The organism is Microbacterium aurum, assembly GCF_016907815.1.
Lineage (GTDB): Bacteria > Actinomycetota > Actinomycetes > Actinomycetales > Microbacteriaceae > Microbacterium > Microbacterium aurum.
In genome coordinates, this window is the sequence record NZ_JAFBCQ010000001.1 from 255,794 (window position 1) to 280,546 (window position 24,753).

22 protein-coding genes and 1 pseudogene are annotated in these 24,753 nt (G+C 71.8%); 10 read left to right on the forward strand and 13 right to left on the reverse strand.

Annotated features, from left to right (window positions below; translation table 11 throughout):
- Positions 1-142: 142 nt before the first annotated feature.
- Positions 143-1,060, forward strand: coding sequence for a MerR family transcriptional regulator (locus JOD60_RS01205; protein ID WP_076691862.1), 918 nt, complete (start codon positions 143-145; stop codon positions 1,058-1,060).
- A gap of 174 nt (positions 1,061-1,234) precedes the next feature.
- On the opposite strand, the gene JOD60_RS01210 is transcribed toward JOD60_RS01205, so the two are convergent.
- From JOD60_RS01210 to JOD60_RS01255, 10 genes are all read right to left on the reverse strand, one after another.
- The gene (locus JOD60_RS01210; protein ID WP_076691863.1) at positions 1,235-1,630 is read right to left on the reverse strand and encodes a type II toxin-antitoxin system VapC family toxin; all 396 of its coding nucleotides are present in this window, start codon (positions 1,628-1,630) and stop codon (positions 1,235-1,237) included.
- Positions 1,627-1,779: a hypothetical protein gene (locus tag JOD60_RS01215; protein WP_157127998.1), complete on the reverse strand. Its 153-nt coding sequence runs from the start codon at positions 1,777-1,779 to the stop codon at positions 1,627-1,629. Before JOD60_RS01215 ends, JOD60_RS01210 begins: the two co-directional genes overlap by 4 nt.
- 17 nt (positions 1,780-1,796) lie before the next feature.
- Complete coding sequence (locus JOD60_RS01220) at positions 1,797-4,334, reverse strand: DEAD/DEAH box helicase (RefSeq protein ID WP_076691864.1); 2,538 nt, start codon at positions 4,332-4,334, stop codon at positions 1,797-1,799.
- A gap of 266 nt (positions 4,335-4,600) precedes the next feature.
- Entirely contained in the window at positions 4,601-5,797 is a 1,197-nt protein-coding gene (locus JOD60_RS01225) for a glycoside hydrolase family 3 N-terminal domain-containing protein (protein ID WP_198159088.1), read from the reverse strand.
- Positions 5,798-5,991: 194 nt separating this feature from the next.
- Entirely contained in the window at positions 5,992-7,449 is a 1,458-nt protein-coding gene (locus JOD60_RS01230) for a sodium/solute symporter (RefSeq protein WP_076691865.1), read from the reverse strand.
- On the reverse strand, positions 7,446-7,868 hold the full coding sequence (locus JOD60_RS01235) for a heavy metal transporter (protein WP_076691866.1): 423 nt from the start codon (positions 7,866-7,868) through the stop codon (positions 7,446-7,448). The genes JOD60_RS01230 and JOD60_RS01235 overlap by 4 nt, the downstream gene beginning before the upstream one ends.
- The gene (locus tag JOD60_RS01240) at positions 7,865-8,593 is read right to left on the reverse strand and encodes a LytR/AlgR family response regulator transcription factor (RefSeq protein ID WP_076691867.1); all 729 of its coding nucleotides are present in this window, start codon (positions 8,591-8,593) and stop codon (positions 7,865-7,867) included. The genes JOD60_RS01235 and JOD60_RS01240 overlap by 4 nt, the downstream gene beginning before the upstream one ends.
- A complete protein-coding gene (locus tag JOD60_RS01245) occupies positions 8,590-9,921 on the reverse strand; it encodes a sensor histidine kinase (protein WP_076691868.1) in 1,332 nt (443 codons plus the stop codon). The genes JOD60_RS01240 and JOD60_RS01245 overlap by 4 nt, the downstream gene beginning before the upstream one ends.
- A gap of 40 nt (positions 9,922-9,961) precedes the next feature.
- Positions 9,962-10,246, reverse strand: a complete 285-nt coding sequence (locus JOD60_RS16955; RefSeq protein ID WP_307823832.1) for a YbdD/YjiX family protein — start codon at positions 10,244-10,246, stop codon at positions 9,962-9,964.
- A gap of 12 nt (positions 10,247-10,258) precedes the next feature.
- Positions 10,259-12,544 (reverse strand): carbon starvation CstA family protein, encoded by a 2,286-nt coding sequence (locus JOD60_RS01255; protein WP_076691869.1) that lies wholly within the window; start codon positions 12,542-12,544, stop codon positions 10,259-10,261.
- Between the two features lie 192 nt (positions 12,545-12,736).
- Between JOD60_RS01255 and JOD60_RS01260 the strand changes: the two genes are divergently transcribed.
- The 8 genes and pseudogenes from JOD60_RS01260 to JOD60_RS01290 all read left to right on the forward strand — a co-directional run bounded on the left by JOD60_RS01260 (position 12,737) and on the right by JOD60_RS01290 (position 19,214).
- Entirely contained in the window at positions 12,737-13,111 is a 375-nt protein-coding gene (locus tag JOD60_RS01260; protein WP_076691870.1) for a GNAT family N-acetyltransferase, read from the forward strand.
- Entirely contained in the window at positions 13,108-14,073 is a 966-nt protein-coding gene (locus JOD60_RS01265) for a pirin family protein (protein ID WP_076691871.1), read from the forward strand. Before JOD60_RS01260 ends, JOD60_RS01265 begins: the two co-directional genes overlap by 4 nt.
- Before the next feature lie 56 nt (positions 14,074-14,129).
- The gene (locus tag JOD60_RS01270; protein ID WP_076691872.1) at positions 14,130-14,687 is read left to right on the forward strand and encodes an ECF transporter S component; all 558 of its coding nucleotides are present in this window, start codon (positions 14,130-14,132) and stop codon (positions 14,685-14,687) included.
- A gap of 329 nt (positions 14,688-15,016) precedes the next feature.
- Positions 15,017-17,014, forward strand: a complete 1,998-nt coding sequence (locus JOD60_RS01275; RefSeq protein ID WP_084202094.1) for an ABC transporter ATP-binding protein — start codon at positions 15,017-15,019, stop codon at positions 17,012-17,014.
- On the forward strand, positions 17,011-17,820 hold the full coding sequence (locus JOD60_RS01280) for an energy-coupling factor transporter transmembrane component T (protein ID WP_076691873.1): 810 nt from the start codon (positions 17,011-17,013) through the stop codon (positions 17,818-17,820). Before JOD60_RS01275 ends, JOD60_RS01280 begins: the two co-directional genes overlap by 4 nt.
- Positions 17,821-17,841: 21 nt before the next feature.
- Positions 17,842-18,189, forward strand: a pseudogene (locus JOD60_RS16960) (siderophore-interacting protein); the annotation flags it as partial.
- Between the two features lie 54 nt (positions 18,190-18,243).
- A complete protein-coding gene (locus JOD60_RS16965) occupies positions 18,244-18,648 on the forward strand; it encodes a siderophore-interacting protein (RefSeq protein WP_269746965.1) in 405 nt (134 codons plus the stop codon).
- The gene (locus JOD60_RS01290; RefSeq protein WP_076691874.1) at positions 18,648-19,214 is read left to right on the forward strand and encodes an ECF transporter S component; all 567 of its coding nucleotides are present in this window, start codon (positions 18,648-18,650) and stop codon (positions 19,212-19,214) included. The genes JOD60_RS16965 and JOD60_RS01290 overlap by 1 nt, the downstream gene beginning before the upstream one ends.
- Before the next feature lie 117 nt (positions 19,215-19,331).
- Here JOD60_RS01290 and JOD60_RS01295 read toward each other — a convergent pair whose 3' ends face one another.
- Positions 19,332-20,495: an acyl-CoA dehydrogenase family protein gene (locus JOD60_RS01295; protein WP_076691875.1), complete on the reverse strand. Its 1,164-nt coding sequence runs from the start codon at positions 20,493-20,495 to the stop codon at positions 19,332-19,334.
- 129 nt (positions 20,496-20,624) lie between these two features.
- On the opposite strand from JOD60_RS01295, the gene JOD60_RS01300 reads away from it, so the two are divergent.
- Positions 20,625-21,710, forward strand: coding sequence for an Rv2578c family radical SAM protein (locus JOD60_RS01300; protein ID WP_076691876.1), 1,086 nt, complete (start codon positions 20,625-20,627; stop codon positions 21,708-21,710).
- A gap of 37 nt (positions 21,711-21,747) precedes the next feature.
- On the opposite strand, the gene JOD60_RS01305 is transcribed toward JOD60_RS01300, so the two are convergent.
- Together JOD60_RS01305 and JOD60_RS01310 are read right to left on the reverse strand one after the other, a co-directional pair.
- The gene (locus JOD60_RS01305; RefSeq protein WP_076691877.1) at positions 21,748-22,392 is read right to left on the reverse strand and encodes a hypothetical protein; all 645 of its coding nucleotides are present in this window, start codon (positions 22,390-22,392) and stop codon (positions 21,748-21,750) included.
- Between the two features lie 143 nt (positions 22,393-22,535).
- Positions 22,536-24,626, reverse strand: coding sequence for a DEAD/DEAH box helicase (locus tag JOD60_RS01310; protein ID WP_076691878.1), 2,091 nt, complete (start codon positions 24,624-24,626; stop codon positions 22,536-22,538).
- Between the last annotated feature and the right edge of the window lie 127 nt (positions 24,627-24,753).

Below are 24,753 nucleotides of genomic sequence, written 5' to 3' on the forward strand. Positions count from 1 at the left end.
ATGCTACCCCGTGACGGTTGTGGCAGCATCCGACCACGGCGGCCACCGGCTGTGCCGGAGCGGGGTCAAGTCCCCGGACCCGGCGCGTGCGACGGCGGGGCGCGTTTGTCCCTTCCCCAAGGGGAGGTCCTAGCGTGAGGGCATGCTCACAACAGGTCAGATTGCCGTAGGGACTGCGCTCTCGGAGAAGGCCATCCGCATGTACGCCGATCGGGGACTGCTCCGCTCGCACCGAGATGGCGCGAACCACCGGGTGTTCCTGGAGGATCAAATCGACCGAGCCCGGCGGATCGCACTCCTTCGGATGCTCGACTTCTCGCTGGCCGATGTGGGCGCGGTCCTGGACGCTCCCGATCCAGCAGCTGCTTTCGACCTCGTGTGGGAAAAACGTCGGGGAGACGTCGCGCGCCGAGACCGGGCGAGCGAGTACGTTCGGCGCGCGCTGACCGCAGCGCCCGTGCTGCCGGAGGGGCTAAAGGTGAGGCCGCGCAGCGTTCTGGGCCGGTCGGTGCTCCGAATCACCGGCGAAGCGGCGCTGCCGGCGATGGCATCCGTGCTCGCTGAGCTGAGTGGTCGGCTCTTTTCTGCGCTCACCAACGCGGATGCACCGCTCGCAGGGCCCATCTACGCCGAGTTCTGCTCACGCGCCACCGAGAAGTTCGCCGGGCAGATCCGACTCTGCGCTCCGTTCGGGGGCGCGATCCACCCGCCCGCGGACATGGACATCACGTTCGACCCGGCCCACGACGAACTGTCCGTCGGCCTCGACCAAGCCTCCGCCGATGATCAGCGGCTGGTGGTAGCCGTGCATGACTATCTCTCCGCGCAATACGAACAGCTGCGCGCAGGGCCCAATCGAGAGATCTATCATCCCGAGTTCGGGACCGGCGCGAACGGCCACGTGATGGAGATCGCGCTGCCCATCCGAGCTGGGTGGAGAGTCCGTAGCGAACCGGGATCGCCTGTGCGTCGGCCAGCGGATGAGATTCCAGGCGATGCGCTCCGTGGATGCGGCATCCGCCGAATTCGCGTGCACGAGGATGCGCCCGGCGCCCGGTAGCCGGTCCCTCACCGTTCAGTCCACGACATCATCGCAGTTGGTGACGCCTGTAAGCCCTGCTGATGCTCTCAAGACCCGCACGGTGGAATGCGCGATGGCGGCGGCCCAGCTGCGACACCGTTGCGCATGCTGACCGGTGCCACGGCGTCGCCCCTGAACCACCGACCGGGACGATCACCCGGAGGCGGAGGCAATATCCGTGCGCGCGAAATCATCGCCGATGTACAGCAGGGGCTCGCCGCGCTCCTTGGCGAGCGCGTAGCTGAAGCAGTCGCCAAGATTAAGCCGCGCCGGGTGGCCCGAGTCTCTGCCGTAGTCGCGGTAGGCCTGCCGGGCGATCGTCGCCTGAGCGGCCGTGAGAGGCGCGACGTCGAGTTCGAGTGAGGCGAGAAGCTCCTCGAACCTGGTGACGCGGACGGGGTCGCGCGTCCCGTCGATCACGATGGATACCTCCACCAGCGTCGCCGCAGAAATCGCGGGCCGAGGCACTGTCAACAGGGATTCGAGAAGGGTTTCCGCATCCGCCTCCCCCTTCACGATCGCGACGAGCGCCGAGCTGTCGACGATCACGCGGGCAGTCCCGTCTCGGAGTCGTAGAGTTCGCGAGCGAAAGGATCGAGGTCCACCCCGCGGAAGGCCTCTTGAGCGGCGGCGACCGCCGCCCGGATGCGCGCGACCCTCGCCTCCTGCGCCGCTCCCGCGTCCAGTTCTACCCTCACGCTCCGACTTTCTACCCTCAGAGCCTCAGCACCTCGGTAACGCGCACGACGGCGGAGCCTTCGTCGACGGATGCCGCGAGGTCGACCTCCGCCCGGATGCGCCAGTCGTGGTCGCCCGCCGGGTCGTCGATCGTCTGCTCGACGCGCCAGATCCCGGATGCCGCGGCATCCGTGTCATCGATGACGCACAGCCGCGGCGAGCGCGCAGGACCGCCGGTGAGGATCTCGTCGTGCTCGTCGAAGTACCGATCCAACACCTCGGGCCAGCCGACGTCGGGGTCGAGCGCGACGAGCGCGTCATCGTCCTGGAGAGCCGCGAGCTGCACGCGCCGGAACAGTTCGTTGCGCACGAGCACCGTGAACGCGCGCCGGTTGGTGAGGATCGACGGCGGCGCGGGCGGCACGACCGCGGCGTCGTCCTCGGGCAGGTGCGCGGCCGGGTCAATGAGCGCTGACCACTCGTCGACGAGGCTGGAGTCGACCTGCCGCACGAGCTCGCCGAGCCACTCGATGATGTCCATCAGCTCGTCGGTGCGGGCATCGGCCGGCACGGTCTGGCGGATCGCGCGGTACGCGTCGGAGAGGTAGCGCAGCACGAGACCCTCGCTGCGGGCGAGCTGGTAGAACGAGACGTACTCGGCGAACGACATCGCCCGCTCGAACATGTCGCGCACGACCGACTTGGGGCTCAGCTCGAAGTCGCGCACCCACGGTTGGCTCGACGCGAACACCTCGAACGACTGCGCGAGCAGCTCCGCGAGCGGCTTCGGCCAACTGACCTCCTCGAGCAGCGCCATGCGCTCGTCGTACTCGATGCCGTCGCGCTTCATCGCCGCGACCGCCTCGCCGCGCGCCCTGTACTCCTGCTGCGACAGGATCGCGCGCGGATCGTCGAGCGTCGCCTCGATGACGCTCACGACGTCGAGCGCGTAGTGCCCCGTGCCGACGCCATCCGTCGGCGCTTCGGGGTCGAGCAGATCGATCGCGGCGAGCGCGAACGGCGACAGCGGCTGGTTGAGCGCGAAGTTCGGCTGCAGGTCGACAGTGAGCCGGATTCGCGGGGCGGATGCCGGCTCCCGCTCCACCTCGACGATCCCGGCGTCGACGAGCGTGCGGAAGATCGCGATCGCGCGACGCGCCAGCTCGTACTTCCGCGCGCGGGGCTCGTGGTTGTCGAACACGAGAGCGCGCACGTTCGCGAACACGTCGCCGCCCCGACCGATGACGTTGATGAGCATCGCCGCCGAGAGCTTCAGCTGCGGCACGAGCGGTTCGGGCACCGCCGCGATGAGTCGCTCGTACGACCCCTCACCCCAGTTGACGACGCCCGTCGGCGCCTTCTTGCGCACGATCTTCTTGCGTTTCGCGGCGTCGTCACCGGCCTTCGCGAGCGCAACGGCGTTCTCGATCTCCCACTCCGGCGCCATCACGACAACGTTTCCGTAGGTGTCGTAGCCGGCGCGGCCCGCACGCCCCGCGACCTGGTGGAACTCCCGCGCGCTCAGCTGCCGCATCCGAGTCCCGTCGTACTTCGACAGCGCCGTGATCATGACGGTCCGGATCGGGACGTTGATCCCGACGCCGAGCGTGTCGGTGCCGCAGATCACCTTCAGCAGTCCCCGCTGCGCGAGCGTCTCCACGAGCCGCCGGTAGCGCGGCAGCATCCCGGCATGATGCACGCCGATCCCCGCCCGCACGAGGCGCGACAGCGTCTTGCCGAAACCTGTCGTGAAACGGAATCCGCCGAGCGCGTCGGCGATCTCGTCGCGCTGGGCACGGGTGGTGAGATTCACGGATGCCAGGGCCTGCGCCCTCTCCAGCGCCGCCGCCTGCGCGAAGTGGACGATGTAGACGGGCACCTCGCGTTCGTCGACGAGCATCGTGAGCACCTCGTGCACCGGGCGCCGCTCGTAGGAGAAGTGCAGCGGCACGGGCCGCTCCACGCCGGTCACGAGTGCCACGGGGCGGCCGGTGCGCCGCTCGAGATCGTCCGCGATCGGAGTGACGTCGCCGAGCGTTGCCGACATCAGTAGGAACTGCGCGCGCGGCAGAAGCAGCAGCGGCACCTGCCACGCCCACCCGCGGTCGGGGTCGCCGTAGTAGTGGAATTCGTCCATGACGACCTGATCGACCGGGGCGTCGGGACCGAGCCGCAGCGCGACGTTCGCGAGGATCTCCGCGGTGCAGCACACGATCGGCGCGTCGGGGTTGACCGACGAGTCGCCCGTGACCATGCCGACGTTCTCGGCGCCGAAGACGTCCACGAGGGCGAAGAACTTCTCGCTCACCAGCGCTTTGATCGGCGCGGTGTAGTACGAGCGACCGCCGGCGGCGAGCGCCGCCGCGTGGGCGGCGATCGCGACGAGCGACTTGCCCGTCCCGGTCGGCGTCGACAGGATGACGTGCGCGCCCGAGACGAGCTCCATGACCGCCTCGTCCTGCGCCGGGTAGAGCGTCAGCCCGCGGCCGGCCGCCCACTGCACGAACCCGTCGTACGCGGCATCCGCCCCGGCGCCGGCCGGCACGAGGTCGACGAGGCGCGGCAGGTCGGTCATCCCTCGAGTCTGCCAGCCCCCTTGCTCCCTCCGTCACGGGCACAACTCAGTCTGGACGTGGCCGCCACTCCGCGGCGGCCCCGGAATGGCGCGCCCGGCCCGACGGAGCGGGCTCGCGCAGACTGAGTTAGGGACCGTGCCCGCGCCGCACCCGGCAAACCCGGCAGGACCTGGCGGGCCCGGCAGGCCCCGGCAGGACCGGCAACCCGGGCTGGCCGGCACTCCGGGCTGGCCCGGCAGTCCGAGCGGGCCGCCGGGCCGGGTCGCTATCGCGCCTTGGCGGCGACGATGCGGGCGGCGGCTTCGTCGACGCGGCGGGCGAACGCGGGGTCGGACTGCGCCTTGGCCAGCACGGCGTCGTACATGGCCGCGAAGACCGTCGGGTCGGCCGACGCGAGCACCAGGTCGACCCCCGCCGACAGCGCGAGGACGGCGCGATCGCCCGGGCTCCACGCCTGAGCGGCGGCCGCAGCCGACAGGTCGTCGGTCATGATGACCCCGTCGAAGCCGACCGTGCTGCGGACGAGCCCGACCACCGTGGGTGAGAACACCGCCGGCGCGGCGGGGTCGATGTTCTGGTATATCGCCGTCGACACCATGACGGCCGACGGCCCTCCGGCGGTCAGCGACCGGTAGACCGAGACGTCGGGGCCATCCGCCGTCACCGTCGTGTCGACGACGTTCGCGGTCGTGTCGGTGTTCGCCGTCACGTGCCCCAGGCCCGGGAAGTGCTTGAAGACGGGCAGCACCCCGGCATCCCTCATCCCCTGCGCGAACGCGCCCGCCTTCGCGGCCACGGTCGCCTCGTCGTAGCCGTACTGGCGGCCGAGCGCGCCGATCGGCGGGTTGGAGAACCGCGTGTCGTGGCTCGTGACGATGTCCGCGACGGGCGCGAGGTTCATGTCCACGCCGGCCGCCGCGAGCTGACCGCCCCACACCGCCGCCTGCGCGTGCAGCTGATCGTCGGGGAGGTCGGCTTGCCGGATCGCGTACGGCATGTCGTCGAACCCGGGACCGCGCAGCACCTGCACCTCGCCGCCCTCCTGGTCGGTGGCGACCCAGAGCCGGATGCCGCCGGTCGCCCCGCTCCCGACCAGCCCCGTGAACTGGTCCACCACGGCGGCGACGGCGGCCGTCCCGCTCTGGGTGCGCCCGTGCAGGAAGATGCTGCCCGCGTGCCGGTCGGTGATCGCCGCCTGCGTCGCCGGCGTCGCGGCGGACACGTCGGTGCCGACCATGAACAGCTGCCCGACGCGCTCCTCGAGGCTGAGCCCGGCCAGCGGGTCCGCCGTCGGCGTGGGCGTGGGCATCGCAGTCGGCGTCGGTGCGGCGGTCGTCGTGGTGGGCGCGGGGGCGGATGCCGGGGCGCACCCGGCCAGCACCAGCATCCCCGCCAGCACCAGCGCGCCCGCGGCGCGCAGCGCGTTCGTCGTGCGGCGCGGGTCGGACGCGGTGCGAGGCATGCGCCCATCCTCTCGGCTGCGCCGCCAGCGCGATAGGGGCAACCCGGGGCCACGGCGCCCGGCATCCGCCTCACGGACACAGGAGAAGTCACCGAGGCAGGACGTGGTGACGGTCACACGTCCTGTGTCCGCGATTTCTCCTGTCTCGGTGACACGGCAGCGGAAGCGGCCCCCCGACGGCAAACCCGGCCGCGTCACACCCGCTCGGGGGCGTGAAGCCGCGCGAGGTAGCGCTCCGCGGTGCGCGGGGCGCCGCGGCGGTCGGTCAGCGACACCACGACCGTCACCGCGGTCGCGAGCGGGATGGTCCAGGCGGCGGGCTGTGCCAGGTACGGGGCGGCCACCCCGACGCCGCCGACGGCGGCGTAGATGAGGAGCGACAGCCCGCATGCCACGCCACCGCTGACCATCCCCGCGACGGCCCCGCGGGCGGTGAGCCCCGACCACCACACGCCCAGCAGCACCACCGGCGAGAGGCACGATGCCGCGAACACGAACACCATCCCGACGCTCGAGCCGAGGCCCGCCGGCGCCGTCACCAGCGCGATGACGAACGGCACGGCGGTGCACAGCAGTGCCGACACGCGGAACGAGCGCACCGATCCGCCGAAGACGTCCTGGCTCACGACCCCCGCGAGCGAGACGACGAGACCGGCCGAGGTCGCAAGAAACGCCGCGAAGGCGCCCGCCACGATGAGCGCCGTCAGCAGTTCGCCGACGATCCCCGGGAACACCCGCGCCGGCAGCACGAGGACGACGGTGTCGGCCGCACCGGGCTCGGCGAGGTCCGGCGCGACGACGCGGGAGATGAGGCCCATCGCGCTCGAGACGGCGTAGAAGGCGCTCACCATGACGATGACGAGCACCGTCGTGCGGCGCGCCGAGACGCCGTCGGGACTCGTGTAGAACCGCACGAGCACGTGCGGCAGACCCATCGTGCCGAGCAGGAGCGCGACGAGCAGCGAGCCGGTCGCGTAGGCGTCGATCCCCGCCGGCCCCGCAGAGCTCGGGAAGGCGACGGCCGGATCGAACTCGTGCGGGGTTCCGTACAGCGCGAACGCCATGACGACGACCGGCACGAGCAGCGCCGTGAGCTTGAGCCAGTACTGGAAGCCCTGCACGAACGTGATCGCCCGCATCCCGCCGGCGGCGACGAGCGCCGCGACGAGCGCCGCGACGACGGCCGCGCCGGTCCACGGCGGCAGATCGGCGACGACCTGCAGCGTGATCCCCGCGCCGTGCAGCTGCGGCACGATGTACAGCCACCCGATGATGAGCACCGCGACGCTCGTGACCCGGCGGGCGAGCAGCGACTCCAGCCGCGCCTCGACGAAGTCGGGGATCGTGTACGCGCCGCTCCGGCGCAGCGGCGCGGCGACGAACGCGAGCACGAGGAGGTATCCGGCGGCGTAGCCGATGGGAAACCAGAATCCGCGTGCGCCGTCCAGCAGGACCAGTCCCGACAGGCCCAGGAAGGTCCCCGCCGACAGATACTCGCCGCTGATCGCCGACGCGTTCCACACCGGACGCACCGTGCGCGAGGCGACGAAGAAGTCGCTCGTCGTCCGCGAGATCCGGAGGCCGTATGCACCGATGAGCACCGTCGCGAGGATGACCGCGGCCACCGCGGCGAGGTCGAGCAGGGCGTTCACTCGCGCTCCCGCAGCGCCCGGTAGCGGCGCTCGTTGCGCGTCGCGCCGCGCGTGTACAGCACCGCGAAGACGACGATCGCCGGGTAGAACGCGAACGCGTGCAGCAGCCACGACACCGGCACGCCCGCGAGCGTCCATCGGTCGAGTTCAGGGATGAGGGCGACGGCGAGGGTGAGCGCGACCACCACGACGACGAACCCCGCGACGGCGCCGAGCGCGAGCCGCAGCTGCGACCGCCGCAGGGCGCGGTCGTACACGGCATCCGCCTCGTCGAACGCGCCGGGCGACGCCGACGCGGGGACGGGGACGGAGCGCGTGACGGGGCGACGGATGCCGGGACCTCGCGGCGGCGACGGATCGGCGCTGACGCGCACCCGCTGCGGCACGCGCGGCGGCACCCGCCGCGGCGCGTCGCTCATCGTCCCGCCTCCCGTGCGCGCACGAGCGCCTCACGGACCGCCGGCAGCATCCGCCGGCTGACGGGGATCGTCGCGGGCACGGTGCCGACGAGGACGATCGCGGGCTCCGCGCCGCTCAGCCGCGCCTCGGCGATCGCTCCGACGGCGACGAGGTACGAGCGGTGCACGCGGACGAAGCCGTGCGGCGCCCACCGCTCCTCGAGCTCGGAGATGGGCGCCCGGATGAGGTGCGCGCCGTCGTCGGTGTGCAGCCGGGAGTAGTCGCCCTGCGCGTGCACCCAGCGCACGTCGCGGCGGCGCACGAACCGCACCGCCTGGCCGACGGTGACCGGCAGCAGCTCATCGTCGCCGTCGGCGCCGGCCCCCGCCAGCTCGATCGCGCGGTCGACGGCACGGCGCAGCCGCTCGGCGCGCACGGGCTTCAGCAGGTAGTCCACGGCGCGCACCTCGAACGCGTCGACGGCGCGCGCGTCGTCTGCCGTGACGAACACGATCGCCGGCGGTGCCGCCAATCCCCTCATCGCGGCGGCGAGCGCGAAGCCGTCGAGCCCCGGCATGTGGATGTCGAGGAACGCGACCGCCACGGCCCGCTCGGCCAGGTGCCGCAGCGCGTCGGCGCCCGAGCGGGCCTGCACGATGTCGCCGATGCGCGGATCGGCCCGCAGCAGGTGCGCGAGCTCCGCCAGGGCCGGCGCCTCGTCGTCCGCGATGAGCACGTCGATCATGCGCCGGCTCCCGACGTGTCGAGCGCGTGCTGCGGCTGCGACTTCGGGATCCGCATCCGCACGAGCGTCCCCGCTCCGGTGTTGGTCTCCACGACGAGGCCGCCGCCGGGGCCGTACAGCTGCCGCAGCCGCGTGTCGACATTGCGGATGCCGACGTGCGCGCCGTCGGCATCCGTGTTCAGCAGCGCACGCAGTTGCTCCGGATCCATTCCGACGCCGTCGTCCTCGACCGTGATCTCGGTGTGCGTGGCGTCGTCGCGCGCCTCGATGCGGATGCCGCCGCCGCGCTCCCCGGGCTCGAGCCCATGTCGCACGGCGTTCTCGACGATCGGCTGCACCGACAGGAACGGGATGACCGTCGACAGCGTCTCGGGCGCGATCCGCAGCGTCACGGCGAGGCGATCGCCGAAGCGAGAGCGCTCGAGCTCGAGATAGGAGTGGATGCTGCGCAGCTCCTCGGCGAGCGTCGTGAACTCGCCCTGGCGGCGGAAGGAGTAGCGCGTGAAGTCGGCGAACTCGAGCACCAGCTCGCGGGCGCGGGCCGGGTCGGTCGTGATGAACGAGGCGATCGCGGTGAGCGCGTTGTAGATGAAGTGCGGCGAGATCTGCGCCCGCAGGGCGCGCAGCTCCGCCTCGGCGAGCGCGGTGCGCGACGCGTCGAGCTCGCCGAGCGCGAGTTGGGCGGCGCACCAGTCGGCGACCTCGGCCACCGCGCGGACGAGGGCGGCGCGCACCGGGGCGGCGAAGGCGACGAGGACGCCCGCGAGTGCTCCGTCGACGACGATCGGGGCGGCCGCGGCATCCCCCGCGCCGGGACCGCCGGCGCCGGGACCGCCCGCGCCGGGACCGCCCCCGCCCGGGACGCCCGCGTCCGCGCCCGCATCGGAACCCGCGCCCTCGTCCGCGCCCGCACCGCCGGCGCCCGCGCCACCCCCGCCCGGGCCGCCGGCTCCCGCGGCCTCGCCGGCGCGGAGGACCTGCCGCCGGCCGGTCTCCACGACACGCGCGGCGACCCGGCGGGCGGCCGCCTCGTCCACCGGACCGTCGGCGGCGACCACCCGTCCGTCCTGCACGAGGGCGACGGCGGCCGATCCCAGCAAAGTGCGGAGGTGCCGCGCCGCCCGGCCGACGTCATCGGCGCCGAGCCCGCCCCGCAGATGCACCGCGGCCAGACCCGCCTCGTGCAGCGCGCGGTGGGCGGCCTGCTCGGCGTCGCTGCCGAGGTCAGCGCCGCCGCGGCCCAGTCGCCGCGCCAGCAGCAGCAGGATGACGAGGCCGGCGCCGCCCGCGACGCCGAGCACGGCGGCGAGGACGACGGCATCGGTCACGGTGCCAGCCTAAGCAGTCCCCTGCCGCGGGCATCGGTCCTCAGCAGCACCGCGCGCCGGGGTTGTGGTCCTGGTCGTCCATCCGCTGCCGCCAGAACTCGCGCTCGGTGGGCACCGGCGCGCCGGGGTGGTGGCGAGCCTGATGGGCGACATACGTCGCGTAGGCGCTGTCGCCCATCAGACTCGTCATGTACCAGCGGATGCCGCGGGCAGCCCGCGTGAGGTGCGCGCCGAGCCGTGTGGCGAACTCCTTCGATCGGGTGCGCACAGTCCCGGATCCGGCCGGATCGGCCGCATCGGTGTGCAGATCGAAGGAGTCAGCCACGGCCGCCGCCCCTCAGTGCCCGCGGTGGGCGAGCTCGCGCCGCTCCTCGGCGAGGATCGGCTCCCACTGCTTCTCGAGCTCGCGCTCGGGCTTGGTCGGGATGAGCCCGGCCGGCGCGTACCGGCGCGAGGGCACGGGGGCGTCCTCGGTGTTCTCGCCGCCGCCGGCGCGGATCGCCTTGATCGTCACGACCGACGCCGCGATGATCACGATGATCGCGAGCACCACGAAGATGATCGACAGCGTGCCCTGCACCGCGGTGTTGCGGATGACGGCGTTCACGACCTCGGGCGTGCCGAGCGAGCCGTCGCCGGCCGCCTGCGCGGCGCGGTACTTCGCGTTGTTCGCCCAGTATCCGATCGCCGGGACCGGCGAGAAGATCTTGTAGGCGGATGCCGTGATCGTGATGACCGCGGTGAACACCATCGGCACGGCGATGATCCACAGCCACTTCACGTAGCTCGGACCGCGCTTGGCCACGATCGCCATGACCACGGCGAGCGCGATCGCGGCGAGCAGCTGGTTGGCGATGCCGAACAGCGGGAAGAAGGTGTTGATGCCGCCGAGCGGGTCGGTGACGCCGAGGATGAGGATCGTGCCCCAGCCGGCCACCATGATGGCGGTGCAGATCCAGACACCCGGCCGCCACGTCACGTCGCGGAACTTCGGCACCCAGGCGCCGATCGAGTCCTGCAGCATGAAGCGCGCGACGCGCGTCCCGGCATCCACCGCGGTCAGGATGAACAGCGCCTCGAACATGATGGCGAAGTGGTACCAGAACGCCATCAGGGCGGTTCCGCCGAGGAACTGGTGCATGATGTGCGCGAGTCCGAGGGCGAGCGTCGGCGCGCCGCCGGTTCTCGAGACGATCGACTCCTCGCCCACGTTGGCGGCCGTGGTCGTGAGCATCTCGGGGGTGACATGCACCCCGGTCAGGCCCAGCGAGTTCACGAACGCGACGGCGCCCTCGACGGTGCCGCCGGTCGCGGCGGCCGAGGCGTTCATCGCGAAGTAGATGCCCTGGTCGATCGACACGGCCGCGACGAGCGCCATGATCGCGACGAACGACTCCATGAGCATGCCGCCGTACCCGATGAAGCGGGTCTGCTTCTCCTTCTCGATGAGCTTCGGGGTGGTGCCCGAGGCGATCAGCGCGTGGAAGCCCGACAGAGCGCCGCAGGCGATCGTCACGAACAGGAACGGGAAGAGCGGTCCGGCGAACACCGGGCCCAGGCCGTTCTCGCCGAAGATCGTGACGGCGGGCACGGAGATCTCCGGCCGCACCAGCACGATGGCGCCGGCGAGCATGACGATGACGCCGATCTTCATGAACGTCGACAGGTAGTCGCGGGGGGCGAGCAGCAGCCACACCGGCAGCACCGCGGCGATGAAGCCGTAGATGATGATGCCGACGGCGATCGTGGTGCGGTCGAGGTGGAAGATCGCCTGACCCCATTCGGTGCCGGCGACCCAGCCGCCGCCGACGATCGCGAACATCAGCAGGACGAAGCCGATGAGCGAGACCTCGGTGACCTTGCCGGGGCGCAGGTAACGCAGGTACACGCCCATGAACAGGGCGATCGGGATCGTCATCGCGACCGAGAACACACCCCACGGGCTCTCACCCAGGGCGTTGACCACGACGAGCGCGAGGATCGCGACGATGATCAGCATGATGAGCAGCGACGCGATGATCGCGGCCGTGCCGCCGATCCGGCCGAGCTCCTGACGCGCCATCTGGCCGATCGTGCGGCCGCCGCGGCGCATCGAGAAGAACAGCACCGTGTAGTCCTGCACCGCGCCGGCGAGCACGACGCCGACGATGATCCAGATCGTGCCGGGGAGGTATCCCATCTGCGCCGCGAGGACGGGGCCGACAAGCGGTCCGGCGCCGGCGATGGCGGCGAAGTGGTGGCCGTACAGCACGCGGCGGTCGGTGGGGACGTAGTCCTTGCCGTCCGAGCGGACCTCGGCCGGAGTCGCCCGCCGGTCGTCGGGGCGCGTGATGTAGCGCTCGATGACCTTCGAGTAGAACCGGTAGCCGATCAGGTAGGTGCAGACGGCCGCGAAGACGAACCAGATCGCGTTGACGGTCTCGCCGCGCACGATGGCGAGCATGACCCACGCGAGGCCGCCGAGCAGCGCGATCGCCACCCACAGGACGATCTTCGGCCAGGTCCAGCGGCTGGCCTCGCGCTCCTGCTCGTCGGTGACGGCGACCGGGGGAAGGGACGGGTCGGTGACGATCTCGGGATCGTCGGCCACGGCGGAACCGCGGCGTGATGAAGGTGCACTCATCGGATCTCCTCACAGGGCGCATCATCGCGCCGCACCAGAGTAAGAAGGGCGACGTCCGGGTGTCGGGGCGGAGTGCGCACGATGCGACGAACGGCGCCGATGGCGCGACAAGCGGCATCCGCCCCTCCCTCCCTGGCGGAACAGAAGCCCGCGCGCTTACGTTGGAGACACACACCGACGGAGGGAGCCGACATGGCCGACGAGGTCCGCATCGTCCGCAACGACGACAAGCACCGGTACGAGGTGATCGTCGACGACACGGTGGCAGGGTTCACCGAATTCGAGGCGGATGCCGAGGGCAGGCTCGTCTTCCCGCACACCGAGATCGACCCGGCGTTCGGGGGCCGGGGCCTCGGCTCGACCCTCGTCGGCGGAGCGATGGCCGATGTCGCCGCGCGCGGCGAGACGGTCGTGCCGGTGTGCCCGTTCGTCGTGAAGTACCTGCAGAAACACGAGGTCCCGGGCCTGGAGGTCCGGTGGCGCCCGCGCGACGTCGAGACAGCCGACGCCGCACCGCTGGAGGATCGGCTGCCCGGCGACGAGGGCGTCGGGACCATGCGGGGATGACGAGACTCGACGCGGGGCCCGAGACTTTCGAGGCGCCGGCCGTCTGCGACGGCCCGCGGGCCTTGCTGCTGGAGGCGCGCGAGGTGCCGCTCGGCGGCGTCCGCGCGATGGAGGTGCACCGTAGCCTCCCCCAGCGGGAGCTGCCGATGGTGGGCGCCTGGTGCTTCCTCGACCGGTTCGGGCCGCAGGTCGCGAAGATGCGGGTCGAGCCGCATCCGCACATCGGCCTGCAGACCGTGACGTGGCCCTTCGTCGGCGAGGTCCGGCACCGCGACGCCCTCGGCAGTGACGTCCTCGTCCGGCGCGGGGCGCTGAACCTCATGACCAGCGGGGCGGGCATCGCGCACTCGGAGTACTCCGTCGGCGAGGATGCCGTGGCGTTGGACGCCCTGCAGCTGTGGGTCGCTCTGCCCGAGACGCGGCGCCACGGGGCGCCCGCCTTCGAGCGGCACGAGGATCTCCCCGTGGTCGAGCTCGGCGACGGCGCCACTGCGACCGTCGTCGTGGGCGCCTTCGCCGGGGCGACCTCACCCGCCGCGATGTACACGCCGATCGCGGGGGTCGAGGTGCGCATCCCCGCTGGAGGGCGGGTGCTTCTGCCGCTGGAACCGGCGTGGGAGTACGCCCTCGTCGGGGTCGACGGCGCACCGATCGTGTCGACCCCTGAACCGGTGACCCTGGCCGACCAGAGCCTGCTGTATCTCGGCATCCGTCGCGATGAGATCGAGGTCCGCGCCGAGCGCGAGAGCACCCTGTTCGTCCTCGGCGGCGAGCCGTTCGAGGCGGACATCGTCATGTGGTGGAACTTCGTCGGCCGCACCCACGAGGAGATCGTCGCCGCGCGCGAGGACTGGGAGGCCGGCGCGCCGCGATTCGGTCACGTGGTCGGTCACGGCGCCGAGCGCATCCCCGCTCCGCCGTTGCCCGCCGTGCGCCTCACGCAGCGCCGGCGGCGGGGCTGACGCGCGGACGGGTTTTCACGGCCGGACCGGCGGAGGCGGGCGGCTACGCTGGATGGGTGGCCCGACACACGCTCCTCTCGACGCGCGTGCTGCTCGTGTGCGCGGCGATCGGGGTCGCGACGGGCATCGTCGGCGGCATCGCCGGCATCCTCACGCCGTTCATCCTCGCCTCGCCGCTGGCCATCGCCTACGGCTTCGTCCTCGGCGCGCACGTGCTGCCCGGCATCGTCGCGCAGGAAGTGCTGCGGATGCCGCTCGTCGCGATCCTGACCCACGTGCTCGCGGCGCTCGTCGCGACGGCGTTCAACCCGGCGTGGGCGCTGCGGTTCATCGGCACGGCGCTGCTGTTCGGCGCGATCCAGGAGGGCGTGGCCGCCCTCACCCGCTACCGCGCCTGGGGGCCGTGGCGCTTCTTCATCTCCGCCGTGATCATCGGCGTCATCGTCGCCGTCGCGGTGTTCTTCGCGGCGCACCTGAGCGCGTTCGCGCCGTGGGCGCAGGTGGCCTACCTCATCCTGTCGGTGCTCGGCCCCGTGGCGTGGACGGCGCTGGGCCTCGGCATCGGCGCCTCGCTGCGGCGAGCGGGCGTCGCCCGGCAGACCGCCGCGCGCTGACGCCGGCCGGCGGTGCGGCGGCGGGGCGTGGGGGGCGGCGTGGACGCACCGGCGTGGGCGCAGCGGCGTGGGCGCCAGATTCCGAGGAGAAAGCCGCATTCCGAGGACCGGATGCCGGGGTTCGCTCCTCGGCATCCGTCGTCTCCTCGGAATCCGTCAGGGCGGGGCGCCAGGGCGGGGCGCCGGGGGCGTCGAGAGTGCCGGGGCGGCGAGGATGCCGAAGCGGCGAGGCGGCCAGGGCGGGGCAGGGTCGGCGGCGCAATGTTGGCGCGGAACTTAGGCTCAGCTAACCTAAGGTGACTCCTCTGTTCTGACCGCTGGGACTTCCCGTGACCTCTGCCGTCCCCGGAGCGGCCCCCACGGCCGACCCCGCCACGACGCCGACACCGCTGCTGCGCGTCGACGGCCTCGGCATCCGTCACGACGGAGCGGATGCCGCGGCCCCGGCATCCGCGTCGTTCCAGGTCTCCCGCGGCGAGGTCGTGCTCCTGCTGGGCCCGAGCGGCGCCGGCAAGTCGACGCTCGCGCTGGCGCTGAACGGGCTGATCCCGCACGCCGTGCCGGCCACCGTGACCGGGACGGTGCTCGTGGACGGACGCGACGCGGCCACGACGCCGGTGTCGGAGCTCAGCACGCACGTCGGGATGGTGTTCCAGGACCCCGACGCGCAACTCGTGACGGGGACGCTCCTCGACGAGGTCGCCTTCGGGCCGGAGAACCTGCGCCTTCCGGTGGACGAGGTGCTGGCCCGCACCGAAGACGCCCTGCGCCGCGTCGGGCTGTGGGACCGGCGCCACGAGAACCCCGACCGGCTGTCCGGCGGCGGCAAGCAGCGACTCGCGATCGCCTGTGCGCTCGCGATGGGCTCACCGCTGCTGGTGCTCGACGAGCCGACGGCCAATCTCGACCCGCAGGGAATCGAGGAGGTGTACGCCGCGCTCGGCGAGCTCGTCGCCGCGGGCGACCGGGCGATCCTGCTCGTGGAGCACAACCTCGACGCCGTCGTCGGCATCACCGACCGCGTCGTCGTGCTCGACCACGACGGCCGCACGTACGCCGACGGGACCGTCGACGCCGTCCTGCGCGCCCGCGCCGAGGAGCTGCACGCCATGGGGGTATGGCTGCCGGTGTCGACGATCGCCGCGCTGCGCCTGCGCGCCGCCGGCTGGACGCTGGATCCGCTGCCGCTCGAGCCCGCCGAGCTGCACGCCGCCCTCGAGGCCGCGGCGGCCCCGGCAGTCGCCGCCCCGGGATCCGCCGCAAGCACGCAGGCATCCGGCGCCCCGGCATCCCCGGCATCCGCGGCCCCCGGATCTGCCGCAGCCGCCGCAGCCAGCACCCCCGCTCCCGGATTCGCCGCAGCCAGCACCCCGGCATCCGCCCTTTCCGTTCCAAAAGCAGGCCGGATCGACACTTCTGCCCCGCAGCCCGGCCCGAAGGCGCAATCCAGCCTGCTTTCGGGACCGATCATCCGGGTCACCGGCCTGCGCACCCGTCGCGGGCGCGCCGAGATCCTGCACGGCATCGACCTCGACGTGCCCGCTGGGAAGTTCGTCGCGATCGTCGGCGCCAACGGCGCGGGCAAGACCACCCTGCTGCAGTCGATCGCGGGCGTCGTGCGGGTGCCGCGCGGCCAGGTCACGGTCGACGGCGTCGATGTCGCACGCACCGACCTGCGCACGCTGTCGCGCCGCATCGGGTTCGTCTTCCAGAACCCCGAGCATCAGTTCATCGCACACACCGTGTACGACGAACTCGCCCACGGCCTGCGGCTGCAGCGGCTGCCCGAGCCCGAGGTGCGCGAGCGCGCGTTCGACGTCCTGCGCCGGTTCGGCCTGGAGGCCAAGGCCGACGTGCACCCGTTCCTCCTGTCCGGCGGGCAGAAGCGGCGACTGTCCGTCGGCACGGCGCTCGTCGCGGGGGCTCCCGTGCTCGCCCTCGACGAGCCGACGTTCGGACAGGACCGGGCGCGCGCCGACGAGCTCATGCACCTCCTCCGCGAGCTCAGCGAGGCCGGCACCACCATCCTCGTCGTGACCCACGACATGCAGCTGGTCACCGAGTACGCGCACCGCACGATCGTCGTCGGCGATGGTCGCATCGTGGCGGATGCCGAAACTTCCGCCGTCTTCGCCGACGATGCACTGCTGCGCGCCGCGGGACTGCGGCAGCCGCCGCTGCGTCGCGCGTTCGCCGGCCTCCGCCGGCATCCGGCGCTCGCGGACGTCGTCCGCCTGGGAGACCTGCCGTCCGCACCCGATCACCCGTCCGCGCCCGACCACGGCCCTGCCGCCGCCCGCACGCCCACCGGGGAGGTGGCGTCGTGACGGCCGCGGTGGTCGACCCGTGGGCGGTCGAGGCGCCGGCTGGTCGGTTCCTCTACGGCCTGAATCCGCTCGCCAAGTTCGCGGCCCCCGTGCCGGCGATGATCCTGTTGGTCTTCGTCCGCGACATCGCGACGCCGGTGGCGTTCATCGCCCTGGCCTACGCCGTGCTGCTGGCCGGTGCCCGCCTCAGCAGGCGCCTCGCGCTGCTGCTGCTCGTCGCGCTGCCGGCCGGTGCGGCGCTGATCGGCGTGAGCATGGCCGTGTGGGCCGACGCCTCGCGTGTCGACACCGCCGTCACGATCCTGCAGGTGGGCGACTGGTCGCTGTACGGCGGTGCCCTGCTCATCGGCATGGCCACCGGCGTACGCCTGGCCGCGATCATCGCGCTGGCGCTCATCGCCGGTCTGACCAGCACCGGCCCCGACATCGTCCGCGCGATGGTGCAGCAGCTGCGCGTGCCGTACCGCATCGGCTACACCGCGCTGGCGGCGTTCCGCTTCGTGCCGCGGTTCGGGTACGAGCTCGAGGTGATCCGGCAGGCGCATCGCGTCCGCGGATCGCACGGCGGGCGCGGCCCATTCGCGGCGCTCGCCCGGTGGTGGGGCTACATCGTGCCGTTGCTGGCCGGGGCGATCCGCCACGCCGAGCGCGTCGCCCTCGCGATGGATGCCCGCGCCTTCGGCGCGCACCCCGACCGCACCGAGCGCCACCTCGTGCCGTGGCGCGGCCGCGACACCGCGTTCGTGATCGCGTTCTGGGCGCTGAGCGCCGGCATCCTCATCGCCTTCTTCCCCTGGACACTCTGAAGGGACAGCCGCACCGAGCGCCTCACGCCGCACTGGATGCGCATCACGCTCGGCGGCGGCGAGATCGCGCGCTTCACGCCGATGGGCTACGACCAGTGGTTCCGCATCTTCCTGCCACACAGCGGCGAGGGCGGCGATGAGGGGCTCGAGCGCATCCCCGCGAAGGCGAACAAGATCTTCGGGTACCTCAAGTACCTCCGGATCCCCGACGGCGTCCGCCCCGTCATGCGCAACTACACGGTGCGCGCGTACCGCGCGTCCGGTCCGAGCGGCGGCCCGGAGATCGATGTGGACTTCGTGCTGCACGCCTCGGGTCCGACGGCCGGTCCCGCATCGCGGTGGGCGGATGCCGCGGTGCCGGGCGAGTCTGTCGTCGTGATCGACGAGGGGCTCGGCTTCAATCCGCAGCGCGGCGTCGAGAGCGTGCTGCTCGTGGCCGACGAGACGGGTGCGCCCGCGGTGGCCGGCATCTGCGCGTCGCTGCCGGACTCGGCCACCGGAGTCGCGCTGATCGAGGCGCCGTCGGCGGACGACGTGCTGGAATTCCCGGCGCCGGCGGGCGTCGAGGTGCGGTGGCTGGTGCGGGATGCGGACGTGAAGCCGGGCGCCCTCGCGCTCGAGACGCTGCAGGAGCTCGAGGCACCGGCATCCGACGCGCACTGCTTCATCGTCGGCGAGCAGTCCCTTCCCACCGCCGCGCGCCGCCACCTCGTCGCGCAGGGCGTCGACAAGGACCGGATCAGCTTCGTCGGCTACTGGCGCGTGGGGGCGGCGTCGCCCGCCCCCAAGTCGCAGCAGGCTCAGGCCGCCGTCGGCGGAGCGCACTGATGGGCAAGGTGACGACGGCGTACCTGTTGACCTGCGCCGCGATCGGCGTGGCGACCGGCCTGCTGATCATCCCGGCGACGGCCTTCTCGACGGCGACCTACGCGACCATGCCACCCGTCTCCGCGATCGTCGCCGGTGCGTGGGTCATCGGGTTCGTCGTCGCGATGCGGTTGATCGAGCGCCCCGGCGCGGCACTGTTGACGGGGCTGATCTCGCGCCTCGTGGCCACCCCGCTGTCGACGACGGGCGCGGCGATCGTCGTCACGAACGTGATGTTCGCCGCGTTCATCGAGCTGCCGTTCCTGGTCACGCTGTACCGGCGCTGGTCGCGGTGGCTGTATCTCGTGGGCGCCACGCTGCTGGCGGCGTTCTACTCCGTCTGGACCGTCACCGCCGCCGATATGCAGGCGTTCCAGGGGTGGGTCGTCGCGCTCTACGTCGTCGTGTTGTTCGCGTCGGAGCTCGGGGCGGTGGCCCTCGGCCTCGTCATCGCCGACCGGCTGCGCGCCGCGGGCGTCGCGCGTCTCGCCCGGCGGCGGCCCGCCGACGTCGCAGAAGCAGGCTGAACCGGCCGATCCGGGTGCCGCGGCGTCCGTTTCGGTCGATCCGGCCTGCTTTCCGAACGCGAAACGCCGGATGCCGCGACGGCCCAACGGGGCGGTCGCGGCATCCGGCGTCGTGAACTACTTCTTGCCGACGATCTGACGCGAGACGAGATCGCGCATGATCTCGTTCGTGCCGCCGTAGATGCGGTGCACGCGGGCGTCGAGGTAGGCGCGGGCGATGGGGTACTCGGTGATGTAGCCGTAGCCGCCGTGCAGCTGCACGCCGACGTCGAGGAGTTCCGCCTCGCGGTCGGTCGACCAGAACTTGACCTTCGCCGCTTCTTCGGCCGTCAGCTTCTTGTCCTTGTAGAGCATCATGGCGCGGTCGTTGTAGGCCCACATGACGTCGACGGTGGTGGCCATGTCGGCCAGGCGGAAGCGGGTGTTCTGGAAGTCGGCGATGCGCTCGCCGAACGCCTCGCGGCTGAGCACGTAGTCGCGCGTCCAGTGGAAAGCGGCCTCGCCGGCGGCGGCGGCCGCGACACCGATCGAGAGGCGCTCGAGGGGCAGGTTCATCATGAGCTGGATGAAGCCCATGCCCTCCTTGCCGCCGATGAGGTTCGCGTCGGGGACGAAGACGTCGGTGAAGCTGAGCTCGGCGGTGTCCCAGCCGTGGAAGCCCATCTTCTCGAGCTTCTTGCTGTGGTCGAAGCCCTCCATGCCGTCTTCGAGGATGAGGAGGCTGAAGGCGTCCGGCCGGTTGCCCTCGCCGGTCTTCACGAACGTGACGACCATGTCGGCGGTCTTGCCGCTGGAGATGAAGGTCTTCGCGCCGTTGACGAGGTAGCCGCCGTCGACCTTCTTGGCGGTCGTCTTGATGCCGCGGAGGTCGGACCCCGCGCCCGGCTCGGTCATCGCGAGCGCGCCGAGGATCTCGCCGGTCGCCATTCCGGGCAGCCACTTCTCCTTCTGCTCCTGCGTTCCCATGTGCACGATGTACGGCACAGCGAGGTCGTCCTGAATGCCGAACGCGCCGGCGAGCGAGCCCTGTCCGGCGCCGATCGTCTCCTCGAGCACGATCGCTCGGAAGCGGTAGTCCTGCAGCATCCCGGCGCCGCCGAACTCCTCCGGCACGGACAGTCCGATGATGCCGGCCTCACCGGCGGCGAGCATGGTGGCGCGGTCGATCTCGCCGTCCGCCTCCCACTGCTTGCGCTTCTCCTCGGTCGCGTAGCGCTTGAGGAATTCCTTGACGACGTCGCGGAACGCCTCGTGGTCCTCGTCGTAGATCTCGCGCTCCATGCTGCGCCTGCCTCTCGTCGTCGAGTGTCGAAGATGTGGGATGCAATCCCAGCAGCAATGGTACTCGGTTTCACGCGGCGTCACGCGGCGGGGATTGTCGTCCCGTCGTATCTATGTTCTACTTTTCGTATGCGGTGGCAGGGACAAATGATCGATGGCGTGGATGCCGCGGCCCTGCCCGGTCTGGATTCGATGGCCGGTCTGCGAGCGATGACGGGTCACGTGCGCACCGTCACGACGCCCGAGTTCGCCGGAATGACCTTCCACGAGGTCCACGCGAAGTCCGCCCTGAACCACGTGCCCGGCGCCTCCGCGATGCCGTTCGACTGGACCGTCAACCCGTACCGGGGCTGCAGTCACGCCTGCGCCTACTGCTTCGCTCGGAACACGCACACCTACCTCGACCTCGACGCGGGGCGCGACTTCGACAGCCAGATCGTCGTGAAGGTCAACGTCGCCGACGTGCTGCGGCGCGAGCTCGCGGCGCCGAGCTGGTCGGGCGAGTCGGTCGCCCTCGGGACCAACACCGACCCGTACCAGCGGGCCGAGGGACGCTATCGGCTCATGCCCGGCATCATCGACGCACTCGCCGACAGCCGCACGCCGTTCTCGATCCTCACGAAGGGGACCCTGCTGCGGCGCGACCTGCCGCAGCTGCAGAATGCCGCGTCGCGCGTTCCGGTGAGCATCGCCATGTCGATCGCCATGCCCGACGAACAGCTGCGCCAGACCCTCGAGGCCGGCGCCCCCACATTCCAGGCACGTCTGGACACCGTGCGCGCGGCGACGGATGCCGGGTTCCCGGTGACCGTCTTCCTCATGCCGATCGTGCCCCACCTGACCGATTCGACCGCGGAGCTCGACGACGCGCTCGCGCGCATCGCGGCATCCGGCGCCGTGCGCGTCGTCTACGGGGCGCTGCATCTGCGGCCAGGCGCGCGGGAGTGGTTCTGGACCTGGCTGGAGCGCGAGCACCCCGAACTCGTGCCCGCGTATCGCGGGCTCTACCCTGGTGCGTCGGTCTACGCACCGGCCGGGTATCGGAAGTGGCTCGCCGCGCGAGTGCGCCCGCTGCTGCGGAGGCACCGGCTGGGCGGGGGTGCCGAGGAAGAGGTCGAGACGCGACCCGCCCGACCTGGCCCGGTGCGGACGACAGCGCGCGGCGCCCGCGCGTCCGCCGCGACGGCGACCCTCGCACCCGCCCGGCTGTTCTGAGGGTCGGTCGGATGCGCCGTCGGGCGCACCGCGCGCGTCAGCGCTCGTCGAGGCCCGGATTGGCCGCGCGCAGCTCCGCGACGGCCGGTGCTGCAACGTGTGCGGCCGTCTCCGGATCGATGAGGCTGCCCCGGAGGATGAGCCACGCGTCGCCCACGAACGTGTAGGAGACGGTCGTGCCCCCGAGCCCCTCGTCCGTCGCGATGGCGAAGGACGGCGCGCCGTCGATCTCCGACTCGGTGAAACCGCCGTCCGCGCGCAGCGCGTCGATGAGGTTGTCCCGCGTCGGGACGTCGATGTCGAGGGTGTACACGCCGACGGCAGAATCCGACTGCGGCACGCCCAACAGGCACCCTCGGTTCTGCTGCGCGCGGCTCGCCGCATCCCGTGCGAGGGGACCCGGCAGGTTGCCGGCGAGCGCCGTGCCCTCCATCGTCTGGATCAGAATGACCTCGCTCCACCGCTCGACCTGCCGGACGGATTCGATGGGGACGAGCTGCTCGCAATCGGGGATGACCAGCGCCGCGGGGGACGGCGACGCCGTGACCGTCACGGTCTCCGTCGGTGTGGGCTCGCCGGTCTGGGAGGACTGCGGGGCGGTGCAGCCGCTGAGGGATGCCGTCAGCACAGCGGCGGCGAGCGTCAGCGATGCGGTGGTTCGATGTCGATATCGGAGTCGCATGCGCCCGACCCTACGGACGCCGCCGCACCGCAGACGACCCCCTGCGGATTCCGCAGGGGCTCGGCTACCCTCGGCCGCTCGTCCCGTTCCGAAGCGCAGCCTCTCGGCATCCGGCCCCTGCGTGAGACCCCGACGAACCGCTGCTACGCCGGGACCACCTGACGTCCCGACAGCTCCTCGAGCACGTCGTCGCCGACGCGAGCCTCCTCGAACGGTGCGTCGATCTCGGCGCGCTCGAGCATCTCGGTCATGCGGCGGCGGCGCTGGCGCGTGATGAGCGTCACGACGGTGCCGCTGCGCCCGGCGCGGCCGGTGCGTCCGGAGCGGTGCAGGTACGTCTTGTACTCGTCGGGGGCATCCGCCTGGATCACCAGGTCGATGTCGTCGACGTGGATGCCGCGGGCCGCGACATCCGTCGCGACCAGCACGTTCACGCGGCCCGACGTCAGGCGCTCGAGGTTGCGCGTGCGCTTGGCCTGGTTGAGGTCGCCGTGGAGGGCGACGGCGTGGATGCCGGCGTCGTCGAACTGCTCGGCGAGCATCTCGGCGTAGGCGCGGGTACGCGCGAAGACGAGCGTCTTGCCGTCGCGGTCGACGAGGCTCGTCAGGATCTCGGCCTTGTCGCGGTGGTCGATCACGAGCACGCGGTGGTCGATCGTGCCGGAATCCTGGTCCTCCCCGGCCACCTCGTACACGGCCGGGTCGACGAGGAACTCATCCACGAGCGCGGCGACCTCGCGGTCGAGCGTCGCCGAGAACAGCAGCTTCTGAGCCCCGTCCTGAACGAGGCGGAGGATGCGCTGCATCGGCTCGAGGAAGCCGAGCTCGCTCATGTGATCGGCCTCGTCAAGCACGACGATGCGGATCTCGGAGAGGTCGAGCTTGCCCTGGTTCTGCAGGTCCTCGATGCGGCCCGGGGTGCCGATGATGATGTCGACACCCTTCTTCAGCGCCCCGACCTGGCGCGCCTGGGGCACACCGCCGTAGATCTGCGTCGTGAAGAGGCCCACACTCCGGGCGATCGGCTGGATCGTGCGGTCGATCTGCAGAGCAAGCTCGCGCGTCGGCGCGAGGATCAGGGCCTTGGGGCTGCGTCCGAACTCGCGGCGCTTGCCGGCCTGGCTGCGGAGGATTGACTCCACGAGCGGCGCGCCGAAGGCGATCGTCTTGCCCGAGCCGGTGCGCCCGCGCGCGAGCACGTCCTTGCCCTCGAGGATCGGCACGATCGTCGCGGCCTGGATCGGGAACGGGGATGCCGCACCGAGGTCGGCGAGCGTGCGGACGATGTTGTCACCGAGCCCGAGGCTTCCGAAGGTCACATCGGCGACCTCTTCGGCCTGCACGGCCTGAGCCTGCAGCTTCTCGTGGACGGTGTCGGCGTGCTGCTCGTATGCGGCGCGACGTGCGGCATCCTTCTCGTCCTGCTTCCAGTCCGACCGGTTGCCGCCGTAGGCGGGGCGGGCCGGACGCTCGTCACGGCGCGGGCGGTCATCGCGACGCGGGCGGTCGTCGAAGCCGCGCTCGGGGCGTGCGTAACTCCTTCGATCCGAGCCGCTGGAGGCCGCCGCAGGCCGATCGCGCCGATCCTGACGCGATTCGAAGGAGTTGCGAGCAGGCCGGTCGTCATACGACCGAACCGGACGGTCGTCACGGCGCGGACGGTCGTCGCGGAAGGACGGCCGGGCATCGCCGAACGTGCGGCGGTCATCGCGGGGCTGACGCTCGCCGCGCGGCCGGTCGTCGGCCCCACGGCGGCCGTCATCGCGCCGCGGGCGGTCGTCGGAGCGACGCGCCGGGCGGTCAGAACTCCACCGATCCGTGCCACGAGAGCCGAAATCGGGCTGTTCGCGGCGATCTGCGCGCGAATCCGTGGAGTTCCGGCGGTCCCGGTCGCCATAACCCCGGTCGGGCCGGTCGTTGTAACCCCGGTCGGGCCAGCCCCCGCGGTCGTCGCGTCGCGCGCCCTGGGCCTGGTTGCGGATGCCGCGGGCCTCGTCGCGGCCGGCGCGCTCCTGCGCGGTCCAGCGCTGCTTCTTCTCGGGCGCCTGCTCGTCGGCTGGACGATACCCGCGGTGCTTCGGGCTCTTGCTGCCGGCGGTGCCGGCGGACGCCTGACCAGGGCGGGTGCGCTTCGTCTCGCCCACCGACCGGTCGTGGTACGAGGTCTTCTTCGCGCCGTAGCGCGGCTCGAAGTTCTGTGCGCGGCCGCCGGCCGGCTTCTTGTTCTTGGGCATGGGAGTGTCCTTCTGGGTTGTCTCGTGCGAGAACAGCGCTCGACGCCGAGACGGCGCAGAGCAACCCGGACAATCGTCGGCCGGGGGCCATTCACAGTGATGGTGATGTGCATCGAGTGACGCTCAC

What these genes read in the sequence shown, in the direction of transcription:
- JOD60_RS01205 (WP_076691862.1), top strand. Translation starts at nt 143, where the DNA reads ATGCTCACAACAGGTCAGATTGCCGTAGGGACTGCGCTCTCGGAGAAG.
- JOD60_RS01220 (WP_076691864.1), bottom strand. Translation starts at nt 4,334, where the DNA reads ATGACCGACCTGCCGCGCCTCGTCGACCTCGTGCCGGCCGGCGCCGGG.
- JOD60_RS01225 (WP_198159088.1), bottom strand. Translation starts at nt 5,797, where the DNA reads ATGCCTCGCACCGCGTCCGACCCGCGCCGCACGACGAACGCGCTGCGC.
- JOD60_RS01235 (WP_076691866.1), bottom strand. Translation starts at nt 7,868, where the DNA reads ATGAGCGACGCGCCGCGGCGGGTGCCGCCGCGCGTGCCGCAGCGGGTG.
- JOD60_RS01240 (WP_076691867.1), bottom strand. Translation starts at nt 8,593, where the DNA reads ATGATCGACGTGCTCATCGCGGACGACGAGGCGCCGGCCCTGGCGGAG.
- JOD60_RS01255 (WP_076691869.1), bottom strand. Translation starts at nt 12,544, where the DNA reads ATGAGTGCACCTTCATCACGCCGCGGTTCCGCCGTGGCCGACGATCCC.
- JOD60_RS01260 (WP_076691870.1), top strand. Translation starts at nt 12,737, where the DNA reads ATGGCCGACGAGGTCCGCATCGTCCGCAACGACGACAAGCACCGGTAC.
- JOD60_RS01265 (WP_076691871.1), top strand. Translation starts at nt 13,108, where the DNA reads ATGACGAGACTCGACGCGGGGCCCGAGACTTTCGAGGCGCCGGCCGTC.
- JOD60_RS01290 (WP_076691874.1), top strand. Translation starts at nt 18,648, where the DNA reads ATGGGCAAGGTGACGACGGCGTACCTGTTGACCTGCGCCGCGATCGGC.
- JOD60_RS01295 (WP_076691875.1), bottom strand. Translation starts at nt 20,495, where the DNA reads ATGGAGCGCGAGATCTACGACGAGGACCACGAGGCGTTCCGCGACGTC.
- JOD60_RS01300 (WP_076691876.1), top strand. Translation starts at nt 20,625, where the DNA reads ATGCGGTGGCAGGGACAAATGATCGATGGCGTGGATGCCGCGGCCCTG.
- JOD60_RS01305 (WP_076691877.1), bottom strand. Translation starts at nt 22,392, where the DNA reads ATGCGACTCCGATATCGACATCGAACCACCGCATCGCTGACGCTCGCC.
- JOD60_RS01310 (WP_076691878.1), bottom strand. Translation starts at nt 24,626, where the DNA reads ATGCCCAAGAACAAGAAGCCGGCCGGCGGCCGCGCACAGAACTTCGAG.